17 protein-coding genes are annotated in these 17,771 nt (G+C 36.8%); 7 read left to right on the top strand and 10 right to left on the bottom strand.

What is annotated here, in order from left to right; all coding sequences use genetic code 11:
* Positions 1 to 14: 14 nt before the first annotated feature.
* Positions 15 to 1,391 carry a DUF4403 family protein gene (locus IV494_RS08865; RefSeq protein WP_196079802.1) on the bottom strand — a complete coding sequence of 459 codons (1,377 nt, stop codon included), beginning with the start codon at positions 1,389 to 1,391 and terminating at the stop codon, positions 15 to 17.
* Between the two features lie 156 nt (positions 1,392 to 1,547).
* On the opposite strand from IV494_RS08865, the gene IV494_RS08860 reads away from it, so the two are divergent.
* Both IV494_RS08860 and ribB read left to right on the top strand, forming a co-directional pair.
* The gene (locus IV494_RS08860; protein ID WP_196079801.1) at positions 1,548 to 2,573 is read left to right on the top strand and encodes an LLM class flavin-dependent oxidoreductase; all 1,026 of its coding nucleotides are present in this window, start codon (positions 1,548 to 1,550) and stop codon (positions 2,571 to 2,573) included.
* A gap of 173 nt (positions 2,574 to 2,746) precedes the next feature.
* Positions 2,747 to 3,868: a 3,4-dihydroxy-2-butanone-4-phosphate synthase gene (ribB, locus tag IV494_RS08855; RefSeq protein ID WP_196079800.1), complete on the top strand. Its 1,122-nt coding sequence runs from the start codon at positions 2,747 to 2,749 to the stop codon at positions 3,866 to 3,868.
* Between the two features lie 122 nt (positions 3,869 to 3,990).
* Here the strand turns inward: ribB and lnt are convergent, their stop codons facing one another.
* The 6 genes from lnt to IV494_RS08825 all read right to left on the bottom strand — a co-directional run bounded on the left by lnt (position 3,991) and on the right by IV494_RS08825 (position 9,986).
* Entirely contained in the window at positions 3,991 to 5,628 is a 1,638-nt protein-coding gene (gene lnt, locus IV494_RS08850) for an apolipoprotein N-acyltransferase (protein ID WP_196079799.1), read from the bottom strand.
* A 400-nt stretch (positions 5,629 to 6,028) separates the two neighbouring features.
* Positions 6,029 to 6,388 (bottom strand): dihydroneopterin aldolase, encoded by a 360-nt coding sequence (gene folB / locus IV494_RS08845; RefSeq protein ID WP_196079798.1) that lies wholly within the window; start codon positions 6,386 to 6,388, stop codon positions 6,029 to 6,031.
* A 328-nt stretch (positions 6,389 to 6,716) separates the two neighbouring features.
* Positions 6,717 to 7,736 (bottom strand): quinolinate synthase NadA, encoded by a 1,020-nt coding sequence (gene nadA, locus IV494_RS08840; RefSeq protein ID WP_196079797.1) that lies wholly within the window; start codon positions 7,734 to 7,736, stop codon positions 6,717 to 6,719.
* A gap of 3 nt (positions 7,737 to 7,739) precedes the next feature.
* Positions 7,740 to 8,471: an NAD(P)-binding domain-containing protein gene (locus IV494_RS08835; protein WP_196079796.1), complete on the bottom strand. Its 732-nt coding sequence runs from the start codon at positions 8,469 to 8,471 to the stop codon at positions 7,740 to 7,742.
* On the bottom strand, positions 8,468 to 9,031 hold the full coding sequence (gene gmk, locus IV494_RS08830; protein ID WP_196079795.1) for a guanylate kinase: 564 nt from the start codon (positions 9,029 to 9,031) through the stop codon (positions 8,468 to 8,470). Before gmk ends, IV494_RS08835 begins: the two co-directional genes overlap by 4 nt.
* A 97-nt stretch (positions 9,032 to 9,128) precedes the next feature.
* The gene (locus IV494_RS08825) at positions 9,129 to 9,986 is read right to left on the bottom strand and encodes a YicC family protein (protein ID WP_196079794.1); all 858 of its coding nucleotides are present in this window, start codon (positions 9,984 to 9,986) and stop codon (positions 9,129 to 9,131) included.
* A gap of 130 nt (positions 9,987 to 10,116) precedes the next feature.
* Between IV494_RS08825 and IV494_RS08820 the strand changes: the two genes are divergently transcribed.
* From IV494_RS08820 to murI, 5 genes are all read left to right on the top strand, one after another.
* Positions 10,117 to 11,169, top strand: coding sequence for a PASTA domain-containing protein (locus IV494_RS08820; RefSeq protein ID WP_196079793.1), 1,053 nt, complete (start codon positions 10,117 to 10,119; stop codon positions 11,167 to 11,169).
* 69 nt (positions 11,170 to 11,238) lie between these two features.
* Entirely contained in the window at positions 11,239 to 12,297 is a 1,059-nt protein-coding gene (locus tag IV494_RS08815) for an RluA family pseudouridine synthase (RefSeq protein WP_196079792.1), read from the top strand.
* Positions 12,298 to 12,346: 49 nt separating this feature from the next.
* Complete coding sequence (locus IV494_RS08810; protein WP_196079791.1) at positions 12,347 to 13,297, top strand: PorP/SprF family type IX secretion system membrane protein; 951 nt, start codon at positions 12,347 to 12,349, stop codon at positions 13,295 to 13,297.
* Between the two features lie 156 nt (positions 13,298 to 13,453).
* Positions 13,454 to 14,578, top strand: coding sequence for a radical SAM family heme chaperone HemW (hemW, locus tag IV494_RS08805; protein ID WP_196079790.1), 1,125 nt, complete (start codon positions 13,454 to 13,456; stop codon positions 14,576 to 14,578).
* A gap of 309 nt (positions 14,579 to 14,887) precedes the next feature.
* Positions 14,888 to 15,718, top strand: a complete 831-nt coding sequence (gene murI / locus IV494_RS08800; RefSeq protein WP_196079789.1) for a glutamate racemase — start codon at positions 14,888 to 14,890, stop codon at positions 15,716 to 15,718.
* A gap of 127 nt (positions 15,719 to 15,845) precedes the next feature.
* On the opposite strand, the gene IV494_RS08795 is transcribed toward murI, so the two are convergent.
* From IV494_RS08795 to IV494_RS08785, 3 genes are all read right to left on the bottom strand, one after another.
* Positions 15,846 to 16,457, bottom strand: a complete 612-nt coding sequence (locus tag IV494_RS08795; protein WP_196079788.1) for an RsmD family RNA methyltransferase — start codon at positions 16,455 to 16,457, stop codon at positions 15,846 to 15,848.
* A 50-nt stretch (positions 16,458 to 16,507) separates the two neighbouring features.
* Complete coding sequence (locus tag IV494_RS08790) at positions 16,508 to 16,861, bottom strand: four helix bundle protein (RefSeq protein WP_196079787.1); 354 nt, start codon at positions 16,859 to 16,861, stop codon at positions 16,508 to 16,510.
* Positions 16,862 to 16,938: 77 nt separating this feature from the next.
* The gene (locus tag IV494_RS08785) at positions 16,939 to 17,661 is read right to left on the bottom strand and encodes a DUF3822 family protein (RefSeq protein ID WP_196079786.1); all 723 of its coding nucleotides are present in this window, start codon (positions 17,659 to 17,661) and stop codon (positions 16,939 to 16,941) included.
* Positions 17,662 to 17,771: the final 110 nt, after the last annotated feature.

The following is a 17,771-nucleotide window of genomic DNA, read 5'->3' as shown; positions in this document are numbered from 1 at the left end:
ATTTTTTTTTACGACTAAATACCTTGCACAAAAAGTTTTAATTGCGCTTCTGTATCAATAACGGCTGTAATTCCTGATGGATTAAGGAGGATCTTTGAAGGTGTAAGTTTAAAAACTTTTCCCTGCATTTTCAATCCTTTGTAATATTCTTTATTAAAGGTTTCTTCAATGCTTTTCTTTGAAGAATCTTCCAATTCCGCAGTGGGAATTCCGTATTCATCCTCGATCATTTTTACAATTTTTCTCTGAAACAAAAGTGTCGCCGTTTTATACAGAATATTCTTGGTTTTCAATTTGAAATGGGTGTCGCTCAAAACAATTTTTCGTTTAACTGCATCATAAACAGGAATTCCTGAGATGTATGAAATTCCCTCAACTGTGCCTTCAGTTTTTGCTTCGATCATAATTTTTTCATTCTCGCCGTAAACCTTGATGCCTGTAATTTTAATTTTCGACTTTCCTTCGCGGAAATCAAATTCTTTGCCCAAAAACGTCTTCTCTGCAATAGCTGTAGCTTCGGTGAAAGGAATATTGGCGGTAGTTTGTAAAAGAAATTTAGGCGGTAAATTCTGTAGTGAATTAAAATTTGCGATCGTTTTAATTAAAGTTGAAGCGGCCGGTTTTTCTCCCGAAAAAGTTTCAGAAAAGGTATCGATGCCAATTTGTGCTTCAATTTGATTGCCGTAAAAAATCAAAGGAGTGATGTTAATGCTTATCGGCGTAATTTTCAACCAGGTGTCGTATTCTTCGGAAATGTTGAACGGTTGCGAAAATTGATTCCACGCCATGATCGCATATTTTTGAAAGTTCAGTTGCGTAAGCATCATGTCATCAATCGTTTTACAGAAATCGTTTTGCTGTTTCTGCAAACTCGACTCTACGAGAGAAGTAATAGGAACTTTTATCTGCCCAAAATCTAAAACCGGTTTTGTCACCCATTTAAAACCCATTGGAGTCGTTTTTGTGACCATCGTCCAGTTGTTATTGAAAGTCAGTTGCGAATTAAAATACATCACCGTTTCAAACGTTGTATTTTGATAGGTGTAAAACCCAAAGGTTCCGATCCCTTTTTCTGCCCAGATCTTTAAAGGAACTTCGATGAGAAGATTTTGTTTTGTTCCGCCAACAAGTCGAATAGGTCGGGTTTTCCAGACTTTTACTTTGAATTGATCGTTGTCGTTATCGGTGAAAGAATTATCTTCAAAAATTAAATTTCCCACGGAGGCGTTGATGATATTTCCAATTTCCGCCAGAGGAATTTTTACGGGCATCGAAATGGAAGATTTAATTTTGGGGAAATTATAGTCCGCTTCAGAAGTCATGGTCGCAGTTTGCTGAGCAAAAAGTTTCGAAATTGAAAGAAGGAAAATGAATACTAAAAAATTTCGCATAATCATATTTTTCATTGAAACACAAATTTGCATAAAATTTGGATAATAGATATCAATAATTTGCATCATGTTTTTTTAAGGAGCTGTAAAATTTTCGGATCTTTCTTAAAGGCGTAATTTTGCATTATTAAATAACGATTTTCATATCTTATACCAATGAAAAATTTTGAAATTTCTGTGCTTGATTTAGCACCCGTCAAACAAAACAAAACAATTAATGATACTTTTAAAGACAGTTTAGAATTAGCCCGAAATGCGGAAAGGTTGAATTATAAAAGATTCTGGCTTGCTGAACATCACAATATGGCAAGTATTGCAAGCTCTGCAACTTCAGTTCTGATCGGATATATCGCGAATGGAACCGAAAAAATCCGTGTGGGATCGGGCGGAATTATGTTGCCGAATCACAGTTCGCTGGTTATTGCGGAACAGTTCGGTACTTTGGAAAGTTTATTTCCGGGGAGAATTGATCTTGGAGTTGGAAGAGCGCCCGGCACAGATGGAATCACGGCAAAAGCTTTGGGAAGAAATCCCATGAATATCAACCAACATTTCCCACACCAAATTCAGGAATTGCAAAGATATTTTTCCGTAGAAAATGCTCGAAGTGCAGTTCGTGCAATTCCGGGTGAAGGTTGTGATATTCCGATTTATATTTTAGGATCGAGTACTGACAGCGCGTGGCTCGCTGCGAAAATGGGATTGCCTTATGCTTTTGCCGGACATTTTGCGCCGGATATGATGGCAACCGCTTTTGAAATTTACCGCAGCAATTATGAACCGAGTGAAAAGTTTCCGAAACCTTATATTATTGCCTGTGTTAATGGTATTGCGGCCGAAACGGATGAAGAAGCTAAAAAATTATCCAACACGCTGTACCAAGCTTTTATTAATATTATACGGGACGACAGAAAACCTTTTTCGCCGCCGGTTGATGATATTGAAGCAGTTTGGAATCCCATGGAGAAAGCCCACGTTTTAAAGATGTTGCGCTATAGTTTTATCGGTGGTCGAACAACCATTAAAAGAAAACTGCAGGAATTTCAGGACTATTTTAATGTTGATGAATTTATGATCACTGCTCATATTTACGATCAGGCAAAAAAATTGAAATCTTATGAAATTTTTCGTAATGCGGTCGATGAACTAAATTTGGTGGCTGAAAATCAAAATGTTATTTAAATAAATAATCTTGCGTCCCGGCTTGAACGGAGCTCTTTTTTGGATTTCTTTGAAAAGGACGAAGCCAAGGCAGAAAACCAAAAAAAGCGGGAGTGGAAGACGGAAAGAGACGCCCAAAATAGAATTGTCGGTTGCATTAAAACTCAGTATCTTTGCAAAAATCTAAAAGTAAAATGTCAGATATTCAACTTAATACGATTCCTGAAGCGATTGAGGATCTAAAAAACGGAAAAATAATCATCGTAGTTGATGATGAAAACCGGGAAAATGAGGGAGATTTTCTTTCTGCGGCCGAATTAACGACGCCGGAAATCATCAATTTTATGACGATCCATGGTCGTGGATTAATTTGTACGCCGCTACCGGAAAAACGTTGCGATGAGTTAGGACTTGATATTATGGTTACGCGAAGCAGCGATCCGAAAGAAACTGCTTTTACGGTTTCTGTAGATTTGTTGGGAGCCGGAGTTTCTACGGGGATTTCTGCGAGCGACAGAAGTCAGACTATTTTAGCTTTGATGGATGAAAAAACAAAACCTGCCGATTTTATGCGTCCCGGACATATTTTTCCTTTGCGTGCGAAAAAAGGCGGTGTGTTAAAAAGAGCCGGACATACCGAAGCAGCAATCGATCTGACCAAATTAGCCGGCTTGAAAGAAGGTGGTGTGATCTGTGAAATTATGAATGATGACGGTTCGATGTCGAGACTTCCGGAATTGGTGGAACTGGCAAAAAAGCATGATCTGAAAATTGTTTCTATTGAAGATTTAATTCAATATCAATTAAGAAAGGGAGATTTGATCGAACGTTTGGAAGAAAGAAAAGTGAAAACCCATTACGGTGAATTCGACTTTTTCGCTTTTAAAGAAACAAGTACTGATCAAATTCATTTTGCTTTAACGAAAGGAAAATGGGCGGAAAACGAGCCGATTTTGGTGAGAGTTCAGGCTTCAAATTCTTATTTCGATGTTTTGAGCAGATTAACTGCCGGTGAAAAACCTTTGCTTGAAAAAGTAACTTCTATGATCAACGAAGAAGGAAAAGGCGCGATTATTTTTATTAATAACGTTTCAAACTCTGAAAATACGATGCGCAAATTGCAGCAGTTTTTAGATTTTCAGGATGGTCAGGAAAAACGTCCAACTTTGGCTTCTAACTTTCATGATTATGGAATTGGAACACAGATCTTGAAAAACTTAGGCATCAATAAATTTAGAGTGATCACTCAAAACACCGCGCAGAAACCGCTTGTTGGTGGTTATGATGTTGAGGTGACGGAAATGGTGGAGTTGTAAAAAGAGTCAAGGAAAAAGGAAAAAGAGCCCAATGAAAATTGGCTTCCAATATAAAAGAAAATCCCGATTCATTATTTGAATCGGGATTTTTTTATTTTTAATGAGCGTTGAAATTTGACTAATTATTTCGTTGCTTTTTTTCTGTTTTGAAATTTCTTGATCCAATTGTAAAAAATTAGAAATCCAAATACAAAAATTGAAAATCTGCTTAATAAATCTCCTGCTTTGGAGTAAAAAGTAATTTTATCATAGAGGTTGACCTTTGCAAAAAGAGTTGTTTTGTCACCATAGAAAGTATCTGCAACCACATCGCCTTTCGCATCAATATGCGCAGAAATTCCACTGTTTGCTGCTCTTGCAATTTCGCGGTGGGTTTCAATCGCGCGCAGTCTTGCATACGCCATCAATTGTTGGTGTCCCTGCGTTTCGCCCCACCAGGAATCGTTCGTCATAATTGCTAAGAAATTGGCGCCTTTTTTCACATATTCGGTTACATATTCGCCGTAAATACTTTCATAGCAAATGATCGGGGCAACTTTTCCTTTATTAAAAGGGTTTGTGAAGACTTTTCTTTCCGGATCCGCTGCAAGTGAAGCGGTTGTTCCACCCAAATTGATCATGGCATTTCCGAGAATTGGTCGAAGAACATTGATGTAAGGAAAGATTTCTACGCCCGGAACTAATTTCCCTTTGTGATACACTTCTACTTTTTGATTCGGAATAATTTGAACCGCCGAATTATAACTGTCCACAAAAATTCCCTGGGAAGTTTGATACGCCGTTTTTGACTTCTCACTTTCAATCGGATAAAAACGATGCGAGGAAATTCCTGTTGTAAAAACAGATTTCGGATGTCTTTCTAAAAATTCTTTGATTTTATTTAAAAGTATATTCTGCTCAAAACCGCTTTCCGAAATAGAACCGTAACCTGGAAGAGAAGTTTCCGGACCAATATAATAATCAATCTGTCCTTTTGAATTTTGTTCAGCTAAAGTCAATAAATCATTTAAAATGGTCAAACTGTCTTTTGAATATTTTTCGTTGTAGGGATCTAAATCCGGTTGAAGCATTAAAACGTTGACAGAACCGATCGGTTTTTCATCGAAATTATTGTATTTCATTAAAGAGATCAGCATCGGCACAAAAATCAATATTGCTAACAAGGAAGAATTAATAATGAGCGATTTACGTTTTCGACCGGCTTCCCAAATTCTTAACGTATAAAAAATATAAACATTAATAAGTAGGATCCAGAAACTTCCACCAGTTGAGCCTAAAGTGTCGTACCACTGAATGACTTTCGGATAATCTGCAAAAGCGTTTCCTAAATTCAACCAGGGCCAGGTAAATTCCCAAGACATGAGAAGTTTCTCAAAAACCATCCAGATGGCGACGAAAAATACGAGTCCGAAATACGTTCCCTGCGCATTTTTATACCAGTGATAACATTGAAAAATAAAGGAATATAAGAAAGCATTAAACAAAACCGGAAATACGACCGCCAGTAAAGCATGCGATCCATCGGGATTTCTCGCGCCGTACAACCAACCAGTCGTTACGATATCCCAAATCAGAAAAGTGAGAAAAGTTAAGCCGTAAATGACTCTGCCTTTGTTTTTAATTTTTGAAAATTTTGAAATGTCGTGTTCCATGATGAGAAGTGGAACGAGGGCGAAAAATATAAAGAAGGGAATGCCGTAAGTGGGCCAGGAAATACTGAGTAAAACTGCTGAGAGTAAGGAGAGGATTATATATTTCATAGAATATTTGAACTATTGTTTAAGAGTCAAAGTTAAGCTTAATCAAATAAATGTTAGCAAATGGTGGGAATAATAAAACTTCAAATTAAAGTTTCTTCTTTTTTTACCATTAAGAAATTAAGATGTTCTTTCTTACTGCTTTCATTAAGAAAAATCAATAGATTTTTTTCATTAGAAGGATTAAAATTTCTTGATAGATATTGAAAATTATTTTAAACACATAAGTCACATTAGTTTTAGGAAACATCTACTTTTAAAAGTGCACATAAGTTCCTAAAATCAAAGATTTTCAACTTTGTGTTCTAAATATTCTCAAAGGGAGAACTAATTCTAATGTGACTAATGTGTCTAACTGAAATTAACAACATCTAAATTTCTTAAAAAACTTAATGTTAAAAAATTAAGATTGAAATTCGATTTCCACACTTACACCGTCCATTTCGCCGGGCATTGGTGGATTTGTTTTGGTGATTTTTATTTTAATAAATGAAACTTTTGGAAATTTTAAGGAGATCTTTTTTAAAATTCTTCCTGCAACGTGTTCCATCAATTTTGACGGAATTTTCATTTCTTCATGAATGATATCGTTGATCTCTGCGTAATTGATGGTGTCGTTCAAATCATCAGTTCCAACCGCTTTCCAAAGATTAGCCTGAACTTCTACATTGAGAATATAGTACGTTCCGATGATTGTTTCTTCGGGGAGAACGCCATGATAAGCGTAGATCTTTAGATTTTCGAGGAGTATTTTTGATGTCATTTTAGTCATTTTATTTTAACGGAATAACTGTGGATTTTTATTGATAATTATCCGTAAACATTATAATCTCACAAATGTTAAACTAAAAACAGAGATTTTCTTCAATAGGATTTTTTCAAATGTTTTTTTCTCAAGGATTTCAGGTTTTGACATTTAAAATTTTATAAGTTTTGGCTAAAGCCAGATGATTTTTTTTATTAAAACGGGCTAAAGCCCGTTCCTATTGAATAATGTCATATTTCTAATAGAAAACTCTTCAAAAGTGTAGGATGATATCTAGGATTTTTCCGAATTAATTTCCACATTACTACATTATTAAATCACCAAGTTATTTAACAGTCGTCGAAAGTTCCAGCATTGCTTCAATCGGTTTCAAAGCTTTTAATCGTAATTCTTCGTCCATCGTGATTTCCGGTAATTCGTATTTCATGCACAAGTACAGTTTTTCAAGTGTATTTCTTTTCATGTAGAAACATTCGGAGCAGTTGCAAGATTCATCAAAAACCAAAGCAGGCATCAATTTTTTGTGTGGTGCGCGTTTTTGCATTTCGTGGAGAATTCCTTCTTCCGTTGCGACGATAAATTCCTGAGCATCGTCTTTTTCCACAAAATTCAGGAGCGCAGAAGTAGAACCAACAAAATGAGCCAAATCTAAAACTGATGATTCGCTTTCCGGATGTGCGATGAGCTTTGCGTGCGGATTTTCTGCCAGTTGTTTTGCGATTCTTTCCATTGAAAAAGCTTCGTGCACGATACAGGTTCCATCCCAAAGAATCATGTCGCGACCTGTTTTCTTGGCTAAATATTTTCCTAAATTTTTATCGGGCGCGAAAATGATCGGTCGGTCTTTTGGCAAAGCTTTAATGATGACTTCAGCGTTCGAACTCGTTACAATAATATCAGATTCGGCTTTTGTTTCTGCGTTACAGTTGATGTACGTTGCGATTAGAGCATTCGGATATTTCTCCCGCATCGCGCGCAAACCTTCGCCACTGCAGCCATCTGCTAGCGAACAACCCGCTTGAGTATCAGGAAGAACTACTTTTTTGGTCGGATTTAAAATCTTTGCTGCTTCTGCCATAAAATGAACGCCACAAAAAGCGATCATATCAGCATCGGTATCCTTTGCAGCTCTCGCCAATTGTAAAGAATCACCCAAATAATCCGCAATATCCTGAATTGCGGCAGGTTGATAATAATGCGCCAAGATCACCGCATTTTTTTCCTTTTTTAACTCCAGAATCGCTTTTACCAAATCGTCTCCCTGAGGAATGATGAGGTCATCAATTTTTAAAAATCCTCTTACCGGAAGATTGGCTTTTGCGTTATTTAAATTTTCTGTGCTCATTGCTTAAAAATATTTAGGATTCGGATGTATAAATGTATAATTAAAATCTTGAATGAAATGTGCGGAAGAAATAATTCTTTGTTTATTTTCGCTTGAAAGAGCTGTGTTTTCTTCTGTTTGAATATGTAAAATCTCAGCTATCGATGGATGTTCCGGAGCGACGATATTGTAAGTTTCAGATTCTTTGTCGGAATTAATGACGAGTTCTACCATTGCTAAAATATCTTCGTAATGAATGTAATTGGCTTTCTTTTGAGGGTTTTCCGGACTTCTGTTTTTGAACATATTTGATAAGGCGCGCTCATCGCCCATTAAACCTCCAAAACGTAAGATAGTTGTTTGCGGATATTTTTCTCTCACTAAATTTTCTGCTCTTAGAATATCTTGACGTAAATTCTCTGTTTCTTTTTCCGTAAAAGTTCTGTTCTCCGTTGGATAAATTCCGGTGGAACTGAAAAGAATGGTTTTTGGGAATTTCTTTTCCAGTTTTTTAAATCCCTCTAACCAACTTTCCCGGGAAATCGGCATGCTGAAAATGGCAACATCAACGTTATTTAAAAAATCGAAATTTTCGGTCGTATTAAAATCGAGAACGTGAACCTCCGAAGCTGCGTCTTTTAATGAAGCTACTTTCTCCTCAGAAGTGGTGGTTGCAATAACTTCGTAATTTTTTTCCGTTAAATATTTGGCTAATCTTTTTCCGACCCAGCCGCAACCGATGATGGCAATTTTCATGAGCATAAAAAATTTTCAATGATATTTTCAATGTCTTTCTTCGCAGCATCCAGATCCTGGTTGACGACAATTTTGTCAAACTGGTTTTTAAAAGTCATTTCGTGGGTCGCTTTTTGAACGCGGGTTTTGATGGTTTCTAAATCATCTGTTCCGCGTGCTATTAAACGAAGTTCGAGCTCGGCAACAGAAGGCGGCATGATGAAAACAGCCATTGCTTGGTCGCCGAAATATTTTTTAAGGGAAATTCCACCTTTCACATCCACATCAAAAATGACTACTTTTCCGGCTTTCCATATTCGCTCTACCTCAGATTTCAAAGTACCGTAAAATTTATCTTCGTACACTTCTTCAAATTCTACAAAGGCGTCTTCTTCGATTTTTTTTCGGAAATCATTGGGATTCAAAAAGTGATAATCTATAGCGTCCTGTTCTTCTCCACGCGGATTTCTGGTGGTGCAGGAAATTGAAAACTGCAGTTGCGGAAATTCCTGCAAACAATGTTTGACCAAAGTTGTTTTTCCGCTTCCGGAAGGTGCTGAGAAAATGATGACTTTTTGCATAAATTATTGTTGGTGAGGGATCTTTGAAGATGGAAGCTGGAAGAAGGTTCAGTTTTAAGGTCTATTATCTATCCGTCTGTTATCTTTTGGCCTAATTTTAAAGTACGTTTAACGTTTGTTCCTTAATTTTTTCCAGATCATCTTTCATCATGACAACGAGTTTCTGAATTTCTGCGTGATTGGCTTTTGAACCCAAAGTATTGATTTCCCGCCCGATTTCCTGGGAAATAAATCCGAGTTTTTTACCATTAAAATCTTCACTGATCATGACTTCCTGGTAATATTTTAAATGCTGCGTCAAACGAACTTTTTCTTCAGCAATATCTAATTTCTCCGTGTAATAAGCCATTTCCTGATAAAAACGCGTTTCATCGATCTGGTCAAATTCGTTGAGTGATTTGCGGTATCTTTCCTTCACACTATCCATTCTCACTTCTTCGTAAGGTTCTACCTGAGAGAGATAGCTTTCAATTTTTTTAATGTTTCGTTCAAGTTCATCCTGTAGAATTTCGCCTTCCGTTTTGCGGAAGTTTTCAAATTTTGTGAGCGATTCATTCAAAACTTCAATTAAAAAAATCCACTCGTCTTCATTGAGTACATCCGCTTTCGAAGAAATAACATCAGGCATTCTGATGGCCATTTTCAAGTATTCGAAATCGGGACCGTCGCCAGCAATTTTCTTTAATTCATTCATATAAGAAGTGACCAGATCCTGGTTAATGTTGACGTCGCTGGAATTATCTAAACTTTCAACGTTGATATAGCAATCTACTTTTCCACGCAGCATTCGGTCATTGAGCATTTTTCGGATCTCAAATTCCTTTTCTTTATATCGCAAAGGCATTTTGATATTGAGGTCAAAAGATTTGCTGTTCAGTGATTTTACATCGATGGTCAATTTCTTACCTTCAAATACACCTTCGCTTCTTCCGAAGCCGGTCATGGATAGAATCATGGATTTTCTTTAAGAGACAAAGGTAAATATTTCAAAACTTTTAGCCTTAAAAATTTAAGATGAAAAATTTAAGCATGATTTCAGAAAAGATAATTTTATATATTTGCATTTATAATAAAGATTTAGAAATATGCTTAAATCGCTTTTCCATTGGAAAGTCTTGGTGAATGTCTTGGTTGCTGCTCTGGTTTTCACCGGATTGGTTTGGTTAACTTTCCGTTGGTTAGAGATTCACACGAATCACGGCAAAGAGATCGCAGTACCAAATGTGATCAACAAATCGGTTCACGATGCCATAAAAATTCTCGACGATTCCGGTTTGGAATATGAAGTTGACAGTTTTAAATATGATCCCAGATATCGACCATTCCAGGTTTTACAGATCTATCCTTCGCCGGGTTCCCGTGTAAAAGATGGACGAACCATTATTTTAAAAGTAAATCCAAAAACATACGCACAAGTTTCGGTACCAGATATTCTTGATCGGTACAAAGGTTTGGCTTTTCGTCAGTTAGAACAGGTTGGGCTAAAAGTGGGCGATACTATTTTCGAGCCAAGTATTCAAAGAGATGCCGTGATCAGAATGATGTATAACGGTACTGTAATTAAACCAGGTTCTCTTTTGTCCAGGTTTTCTACCATCGATTTAGTCATTGGTTCAGGCCCGAAACGAAATATCGGTGTTCCGAGTTTGGTCGGTTTAACCGTTCAGCAAGCCAAAGCGATCATTGCTCAGAATTTATTTGAAGTTGGTCTGGTCGAATTTGATGACCAAAAGAATGATGAATCTGATATAGTTTATTATCAGGATCCGGCTCCCTACGATGTTCGGGATCAGGGAATGCAGATCGATATTTGGGCCAGTAAAAAAACACCCGCCGAAATGGGAGCGAAAATTTCTCAGCTTAATTCCATTTACAGGATAAAAATTGATACTTCTGCAGCATACAGAAAATATGAAGAGCCCGTTTACAGAGAGCCTGCTCCTAGTAGGGTGGAACCATCTGTAGAAACGCCGGTTCCGGTTCCGCCTAAAAGAGAAACCGTTCAGCCTGAAGTCAAAAAGCAGGAAGCTCCCAAAAAAGTTGAAGTCAAAACGACAACTACCAATACTACGCCTTCAAAAACAACTCCAGCTAAACCTGTAGAAAAGCCAAAAGCCAGAAAGGTGATTGTTGAGTAGTTTTATAATAATTATAAAAATCCTAAAGCTTCAACCGAAATGTTGGAGCTTTATCTTTCAAAAAATAAAATGATCGAAGAAAGCGAAAATTTTGCCGACGAAGAATTAATTGATCAGGAGTCTAATGATGCTGAATCTGAAGGGCTTTATGAGCATCTTTCGCTTAAAGTAGATCCTGGACAGGAAAAAATGCGGATCGATAAATTTCTGGTTAATTTTCGTCAAAATTCTTCCAGAAATAAAATTTCCCAAACCTGTCGTGCCGGAAATGTAGTGGTGAACGGGCATCCCGTAAAGCAAAACTACCGTGTAAAACCAGGAGACGAAATATCGGTCCTGCTGACGAAACCACCGCGGGAAAATATTATTATTCCACAAGATATTCCTATTAATATCGTTTATGAAGATGATGACGTGGTCGTTGTAGATAAAGCAGCCGGAATGGTTGTACATCCCGGTCACGGGAATTATGACGGCACTTTGATCAATGCGCTGGCTTTTCACTTCGAAAAAAACGGTATGAAATCTGACCTTGATCGGGTCGGTCTCGTTCATCGGATCGATAAAGATACTTCCGGTTTATTAGTCATTGCGAAAAATGAATATGCCCTAAGTTTTTTGGCGAAACAATTTTTTGACCGAACAACGAAAAGATTATACTGGGCGTTTGTTTGGGGAAATATGGCAGAAAATGAAGGAACGATCACCGGCAATATCGGCAGACATTTAAAAAACAGGATGCAGATGGCGGTTTTTCCGGAGGGAGATCTAGGAAAACATGCAGTGACGCATTATAAAGTTCTGGAGCGTTTTCGATACATCACTTGGGTCGAATGTAAACTTGAAACGGGAAGAACGCACCAGATCCGCGCGCATTTCAAACATATTGGTCACACCTTGTTTAATGATGAAAGATATGAAGGAAATCAGATTTTAAAAGGGGTCAATATGCCGAAATACAAGCAGTTCATCAAAAATGTGTTCGAAGTTTTACCGCGTCATGCGCTTCATGCACACACTTTAGGATTTGTGCATCCCGTGACAAAAGAGGAAATGTATTTTGAAAGTCCAATGCCGCAAGATATGGACGAAGCGATAAATAAATGGAGAAATTATATAGAATCTTAATTCCAGTAAAAGTTTTTTTATATTTGCGCAAATTCACGCATCATTAATTATGAGAAAAATATATACGTTAATTTTCGTGGTTGTTTTTTTAGGAATCTACAAAAGCCAGGAAACACTGCCTTACTACCAACAATATTTGATTGAAGGCGACTTCCTTTTCAACCCTGCGCTTTATGGTAAAACCGACGATGTGGTGCTGAATTTGAATTATCAGAAGCAGTTTTCGCAGTTTGATCAGTCTCCGAATGTGCAGTCTGTCGGAATGCATGCTAATGTTTTTGATCGGGTAGGAGCAGGTTTGTCTTTTTTCCGGGATCAAAACGGTCCTATTTCTTCCAACGGAATTTCTGCGGGAGCTTCCTATTTTATTCCTATTGATGATGATGGCGAGCGAAAAAGTCAGTTTTCCTTTGGTACCAATGTGAGTTTTTACAATATGAATATTGATCTGGCGATGCTGAATCCGAAAGATCCGGGAGATCCGACGCTGTCTTCAGATACCAATTCTTTATTTTTAGTTTACGCTAATTTAGGTTTGGCGATCACCTACCGAAACTTTTTTGCAGGAGTTTCTGTGAATGATATTGCCTTGACCAACGATATTCCTATTGTTAATGGAATTGAGCCAGAACCTACCAAATTTATCATTAATACCGGTTATGATTTACATCTGAATGAAGATGTATTTGTGACGCCCTCTGTTTTAATGAATTTCAACACCAATTCTTCGCGAATCATGGATTTCAATTTAATGGGAACTGTTTTATCCGATAAGAATTCTTTCTCCGCGGGCGCAAGTATGCGAACTGCAAGCAATCAGTTTGGGAGCCAAAATCTGGGTATTTCTCCCATCATCAAAGCTACGGTGAGTAATTTCTTTTTCGGTGCGAGTTACAATTTTGGACTTTCGGATATTCAACAGTACGCCGGAAGCAGTTTTATGCTCAGTGTCGGTTACAAATTCGAAAACTTCATCAACACGAGAGGATACCGTTATTAATTGCATGTTTTTGAGTAGCTGCTTTTTAATGATAAAATGATAAGTTATCGGTTGTTTTAAATATTAAAAAATTCATCATTCACCCTTCACCATTCAGATCCTTTGACTCTTGGACAAGTCGCGACTTGTCCCTACAATACTTGGCTCTTCTTAAAAATGATTTACCTCCACATTCCTTTCTGCAAGCAAAAATGCAGTTACTGTAACTTCCATTTTTCAACTTCTTTAAATTATAAAGAAGAGATGATCGCTGCGATAAAAAAAGAAATTTTTCTTCGTAAATATGAGTTGGAAAGCAAGAATTTAAAATCCCTTTATTTTGGTGGTGGAACGCCTTCCATTCTTAAAGTAGATGAACTTCAATCGATTATTGATGAGGTTTTAAAACATTTTTCCTTTGATCCCAATATCGAAATTACGCTAGAAGCCAATCCCGATGATCTGGACAAAAATTTTCTGAAAGACTTATCACATTCTCCGTTTAACCGTTTGTCAATAGGAACGCAGAGTTTTTTCGATGAAGATTTGAAAATGATGAATCGCGCCCATAATTCCGGTGAAGCTGAAAGTTCCATTAAAAGAGCGCAGGATTTTGGTTTTGAAAACATCAGCATCGATTTAATTTACGGATCGCCGACTTCTAATTTTGAGATCTGGAAAAAAAATCTTCGGAAAACGATAGAACTTCAGGTTCCGCATATTTCTTCCTACGCGTTAACCGTGGAGCCAAAGACAGCTTTAAATACCTGGATCTCGCAAGGTAAAATTGCTGCACCGCAAGAAGCTGAGCAACATCAGGAATTCTTTTATATGACCGATTTCTTGAAAGATCATGGTTTTGATCACTATGAGATCTCGAACTTTGGAAAGCCCGGTTTTCATTCTAAACACAATTCTGCGTACTGGAAATATGAGGAATATTTAGGAATCGGACCTTCAGCACATTCGTATAATGGCCGTAACGAAAGAAGCTGGAATATTGCAAATAATCAATTGTATATTAATTCTTTGAATCAAAATAAATTGACGAAAGAAACCGAAATTTTATCTGAAAAAGAGCAGTTCAATGAAATGTTGATGATCGGTTTAAGAACAATTTGGGGGGTTGATCTGTCTTCTTTAAAGGAGAAATTCAGCGCAGAACTTTTAGAATATTTTCAAAGTGAAATCAAAAACAAGGTGGAAGACGGCTTGTTGAAAATCGAAAATGATCATCTGATGATCCCGGAAAAACACTGGTTTCTTGCGGATGGAATTGCGTCGGATCTGTTTATGGTGTAATGGTACAGATAGCTATTAACGGGTCACTCCTACGGAGTTTGGTTTAATTAAAATGATTGCTACAAAGAGGTCACTCCTCCGGAGTTTGATTTTGGTTTAATTGAAATGATGGCGACAAAGAGGTCACTCCTCCGAAGTTCGATTTCGTTCGATGATGTTTACAAGAGTTCACTTCTAAGGAGCGATTTTCAGGTATTGACTGATTTATTTGGCCAAGTCGCGACATGTCCCTAGTTGGGTATTTTCACTTTTTCCCTGGCTCTTCTCATTCTTGAGTCTTTATTCGTATTTTTGTAAAAATTTCTTCCTTTGAAAACTAAAAAACAGGATTTCAGCCATCTTTCCGCCAAGCAACCTATTGGAATTTTTGATTCCGGAGTGGGTGGGTTAACCGTCGCCAAGGAGATCAAACGATTGTTGCCCCACGAAGATCTCATTTATTTTGGGGATACCAAACATCTTCCGTATGGTGATAAATCGAGAGAAGCCATCGTCGGATATTCTACGAAAATCACAAGTTTTCTGCTGGAAAAAAATTGCAAAGCCATTGTTATTGCGTGTAATTCTGCCACTGCAAATGCTTTAAAAGAAGTTTTAGAACTCGTCAATGAAAAAGTTCCCGTCATCGATGTGATCAATCCGGTAGCTGAAAAAGTTTCCTATGAGATTCACAATAATGTTGGCGTCATAGCGACGAAAGCCACAGTAAATTCTGGACTGTATAAAAAATCCATTCGCAAACACAATAAGTTTATCAAGGTTGATGAACTGGCGACACCACTTTTGGTTCCTGCTATTGAAGAAGGTTTCAGAAACCATCCGATCACGCATTCCATTATTTATAATTATTTGAGCAACAATAAATTAAAGAATATAGAAACTTTGATTTTGGGGTGTACGCATTATCCGCTTCTAATTAATGAAATTAAACAGTATTACGGAAATCGTGTTCGCGTCATTGATTCGCCGAGTATTGTGGCGAATCAGCTGAAAATGATCCTGGAAAAACACCATCTCTTAAATGATAATAATCCAAAGCCAAAATATCATTTTTATCTGTCAGACATCACCAAAAACTTCGAAAAAATATCTAAGAAATTCTTTGGAAAAAGCATTGATTTAGAAATGAAGGTGCTTTAAGTGCCTTTGCAATCATTTAAACCACAAAAGTCACAAAACGCAGATTGGTGAATAGTTTAACATTATACTTTAAAAAAGTAAAAAAAATTGAAAAATCTATAGATTTCTACCTTTGTGTAAATTCTGTTTATAAGGTTGTCGAATCTTGGTCTTCTTCCGGATTGTGTGTCTCTGGTTGCTGTTCATTCGGTTTAAAGAAAGAGAAACTCACATTTCCATATTTTCGCGTATCGGTTAAATTGGGGTGTTCCAATTTCGTGCGGCTTTGATGTTCCAAAATAAATACGCCATTTTCCTTCAAATAATTATTATTTAAAACGAGGGAGATCAATTCGTTGTACTTGCTGATCTCGGTCTCAAAAGGAGGATCGGCAACGATGATTTCGTAAGATTTTCGTTTTCTGTTTTTCTTTAGATAGTCGAAAACATCAGCTCTCTGCACATTGACTTGCGATCCCATTTCCAGTTCTGTTGCGGTAGCATTGATAAAAGCCGAATGTTTCGGATTCATTTCCACCGAAGTCACATCTTTACACTCTCTGGACGCAAATTCCAGAGAAATTGAACCAATTCCCGCAAACAAATCGAGCACAGAAATCGAAGCAAAATCGAGTCGGTACCGGTTTTCAATAATACTGAACAAAGCTTCTTTTGCGAAATCAGTTGTTGGTCTTACATCGAAATTTTTCGGAGCGGAAATTCTTTTGGCTTTCCATTGGCCACTGATTATTCTGTACATTTAGATGTAGGGTGTTAGATGTTTGGTGTAGGGTGTTTGAAACTTTGTTATTAATCTAATTTATTTCTGAAAGCGATAATGTGATTCATGATTTTATATGATTCATTATACAGTTCTATAAATGTTTCCTCTGTGATATAATTTCTGTATTTTGCTTTATAAAGGCAGGTTACAACTTCTGCGATGGAACGTATTGAATATCCTAAAAACCTTCTAAACTCAGGATTGCGTTGCAAAATGCTGCCTTCTGAGATATTGAGAGAAATAGAATCCGAAGCTCTTCTGATTTGTGAAATAAGATTAAAAACTTCATCTTTCGGAAATTTTGAAGAGCAATGGTAAATCTTTTCAGCGAAACTCATGGAGTCTTGCCAAATAATTAATTTTTCAAATTTGAAACTCATCTTGTATTTTTAATAAAATTACAAAATCACATTTACTATTCCGAAATTGTCACCCATCATCCATCATCCAGCACACATCATCTCGCAGTTAAAATAAAGTTCTTCTGCGGAATATTATCAAAAACGATCTTCAGATTCTTCACAAACTTCTTTAATTCTGAAATAAAAGTTTCATTTTCTGTTGTTTCGCCATAGACAAAAAATTGGGTTTCGTCCGTTCCAAAACCGATCTTGCTTAAGGTAAACATGATGAAATATAAAAAATCAACTTCCGAAGTCACGTCCAAATTGTTATAAAGAATCACTTTTCTCTGGTCAAAAGCAAAAAATTCACATTGATGATGATAGAGATTAATGTGGATCTCTTTTTTATTTTTTACAGAAATATTATTCAGGAATTGTTCGCCCGAAAAATTAAACTTCGTCGGAATCGCCAAACCTTTAATTTGATCATAAGCCGATTTCGGAAAAGTGTAATAAAACTGAACGCCAAATTTCTTGTTTACAGACAGCATCAATTCTTCTTTTTCCTGATCAACAGGCGCATTAAAAGCAATCAGATCAAATCCCAGATCATGCTGGGAAAAACCTTCCGGCATTAAAGTAAAATGATTCAGCGCAGAGATCACGGTAATTTCTTTGAAATTTTTCTGCGCCAAAATTCCCTGCAATTTTTCGGACAGGAAATTTTCAGGGGATTCTTCCTCTCTAAAAAAAGAATTTTCGGCGGAAACAATTTTGTTTCTTGAGATTTGATTTTGAATACCGTCTTTGGTAAAAAGTAATTTGAGTTGTTCCATGCTTTACGAGCGCAAATTTATTAAAATTAATCGGCTTTTGAAATTTTCTGAATTTTAGATCGTTATGAGCAAAATCATTCCCTCCTTCAAAAGGTAATTGCTATCTTTAC

Origin of the sequence: Kaistella gelatinilytica (assembly GCF_015679325.1) — a bacterium.
GTDB classification, from domain to species: Bacteria; Bacteroidota; Bacteroidia; order Flavobacteriales; family Weeksellaceae; genus Kaistella; species Kaistella gelatinilytica.
This window is presented reverse-complemented; position numbering and strand designations above follow the sequence as displayed.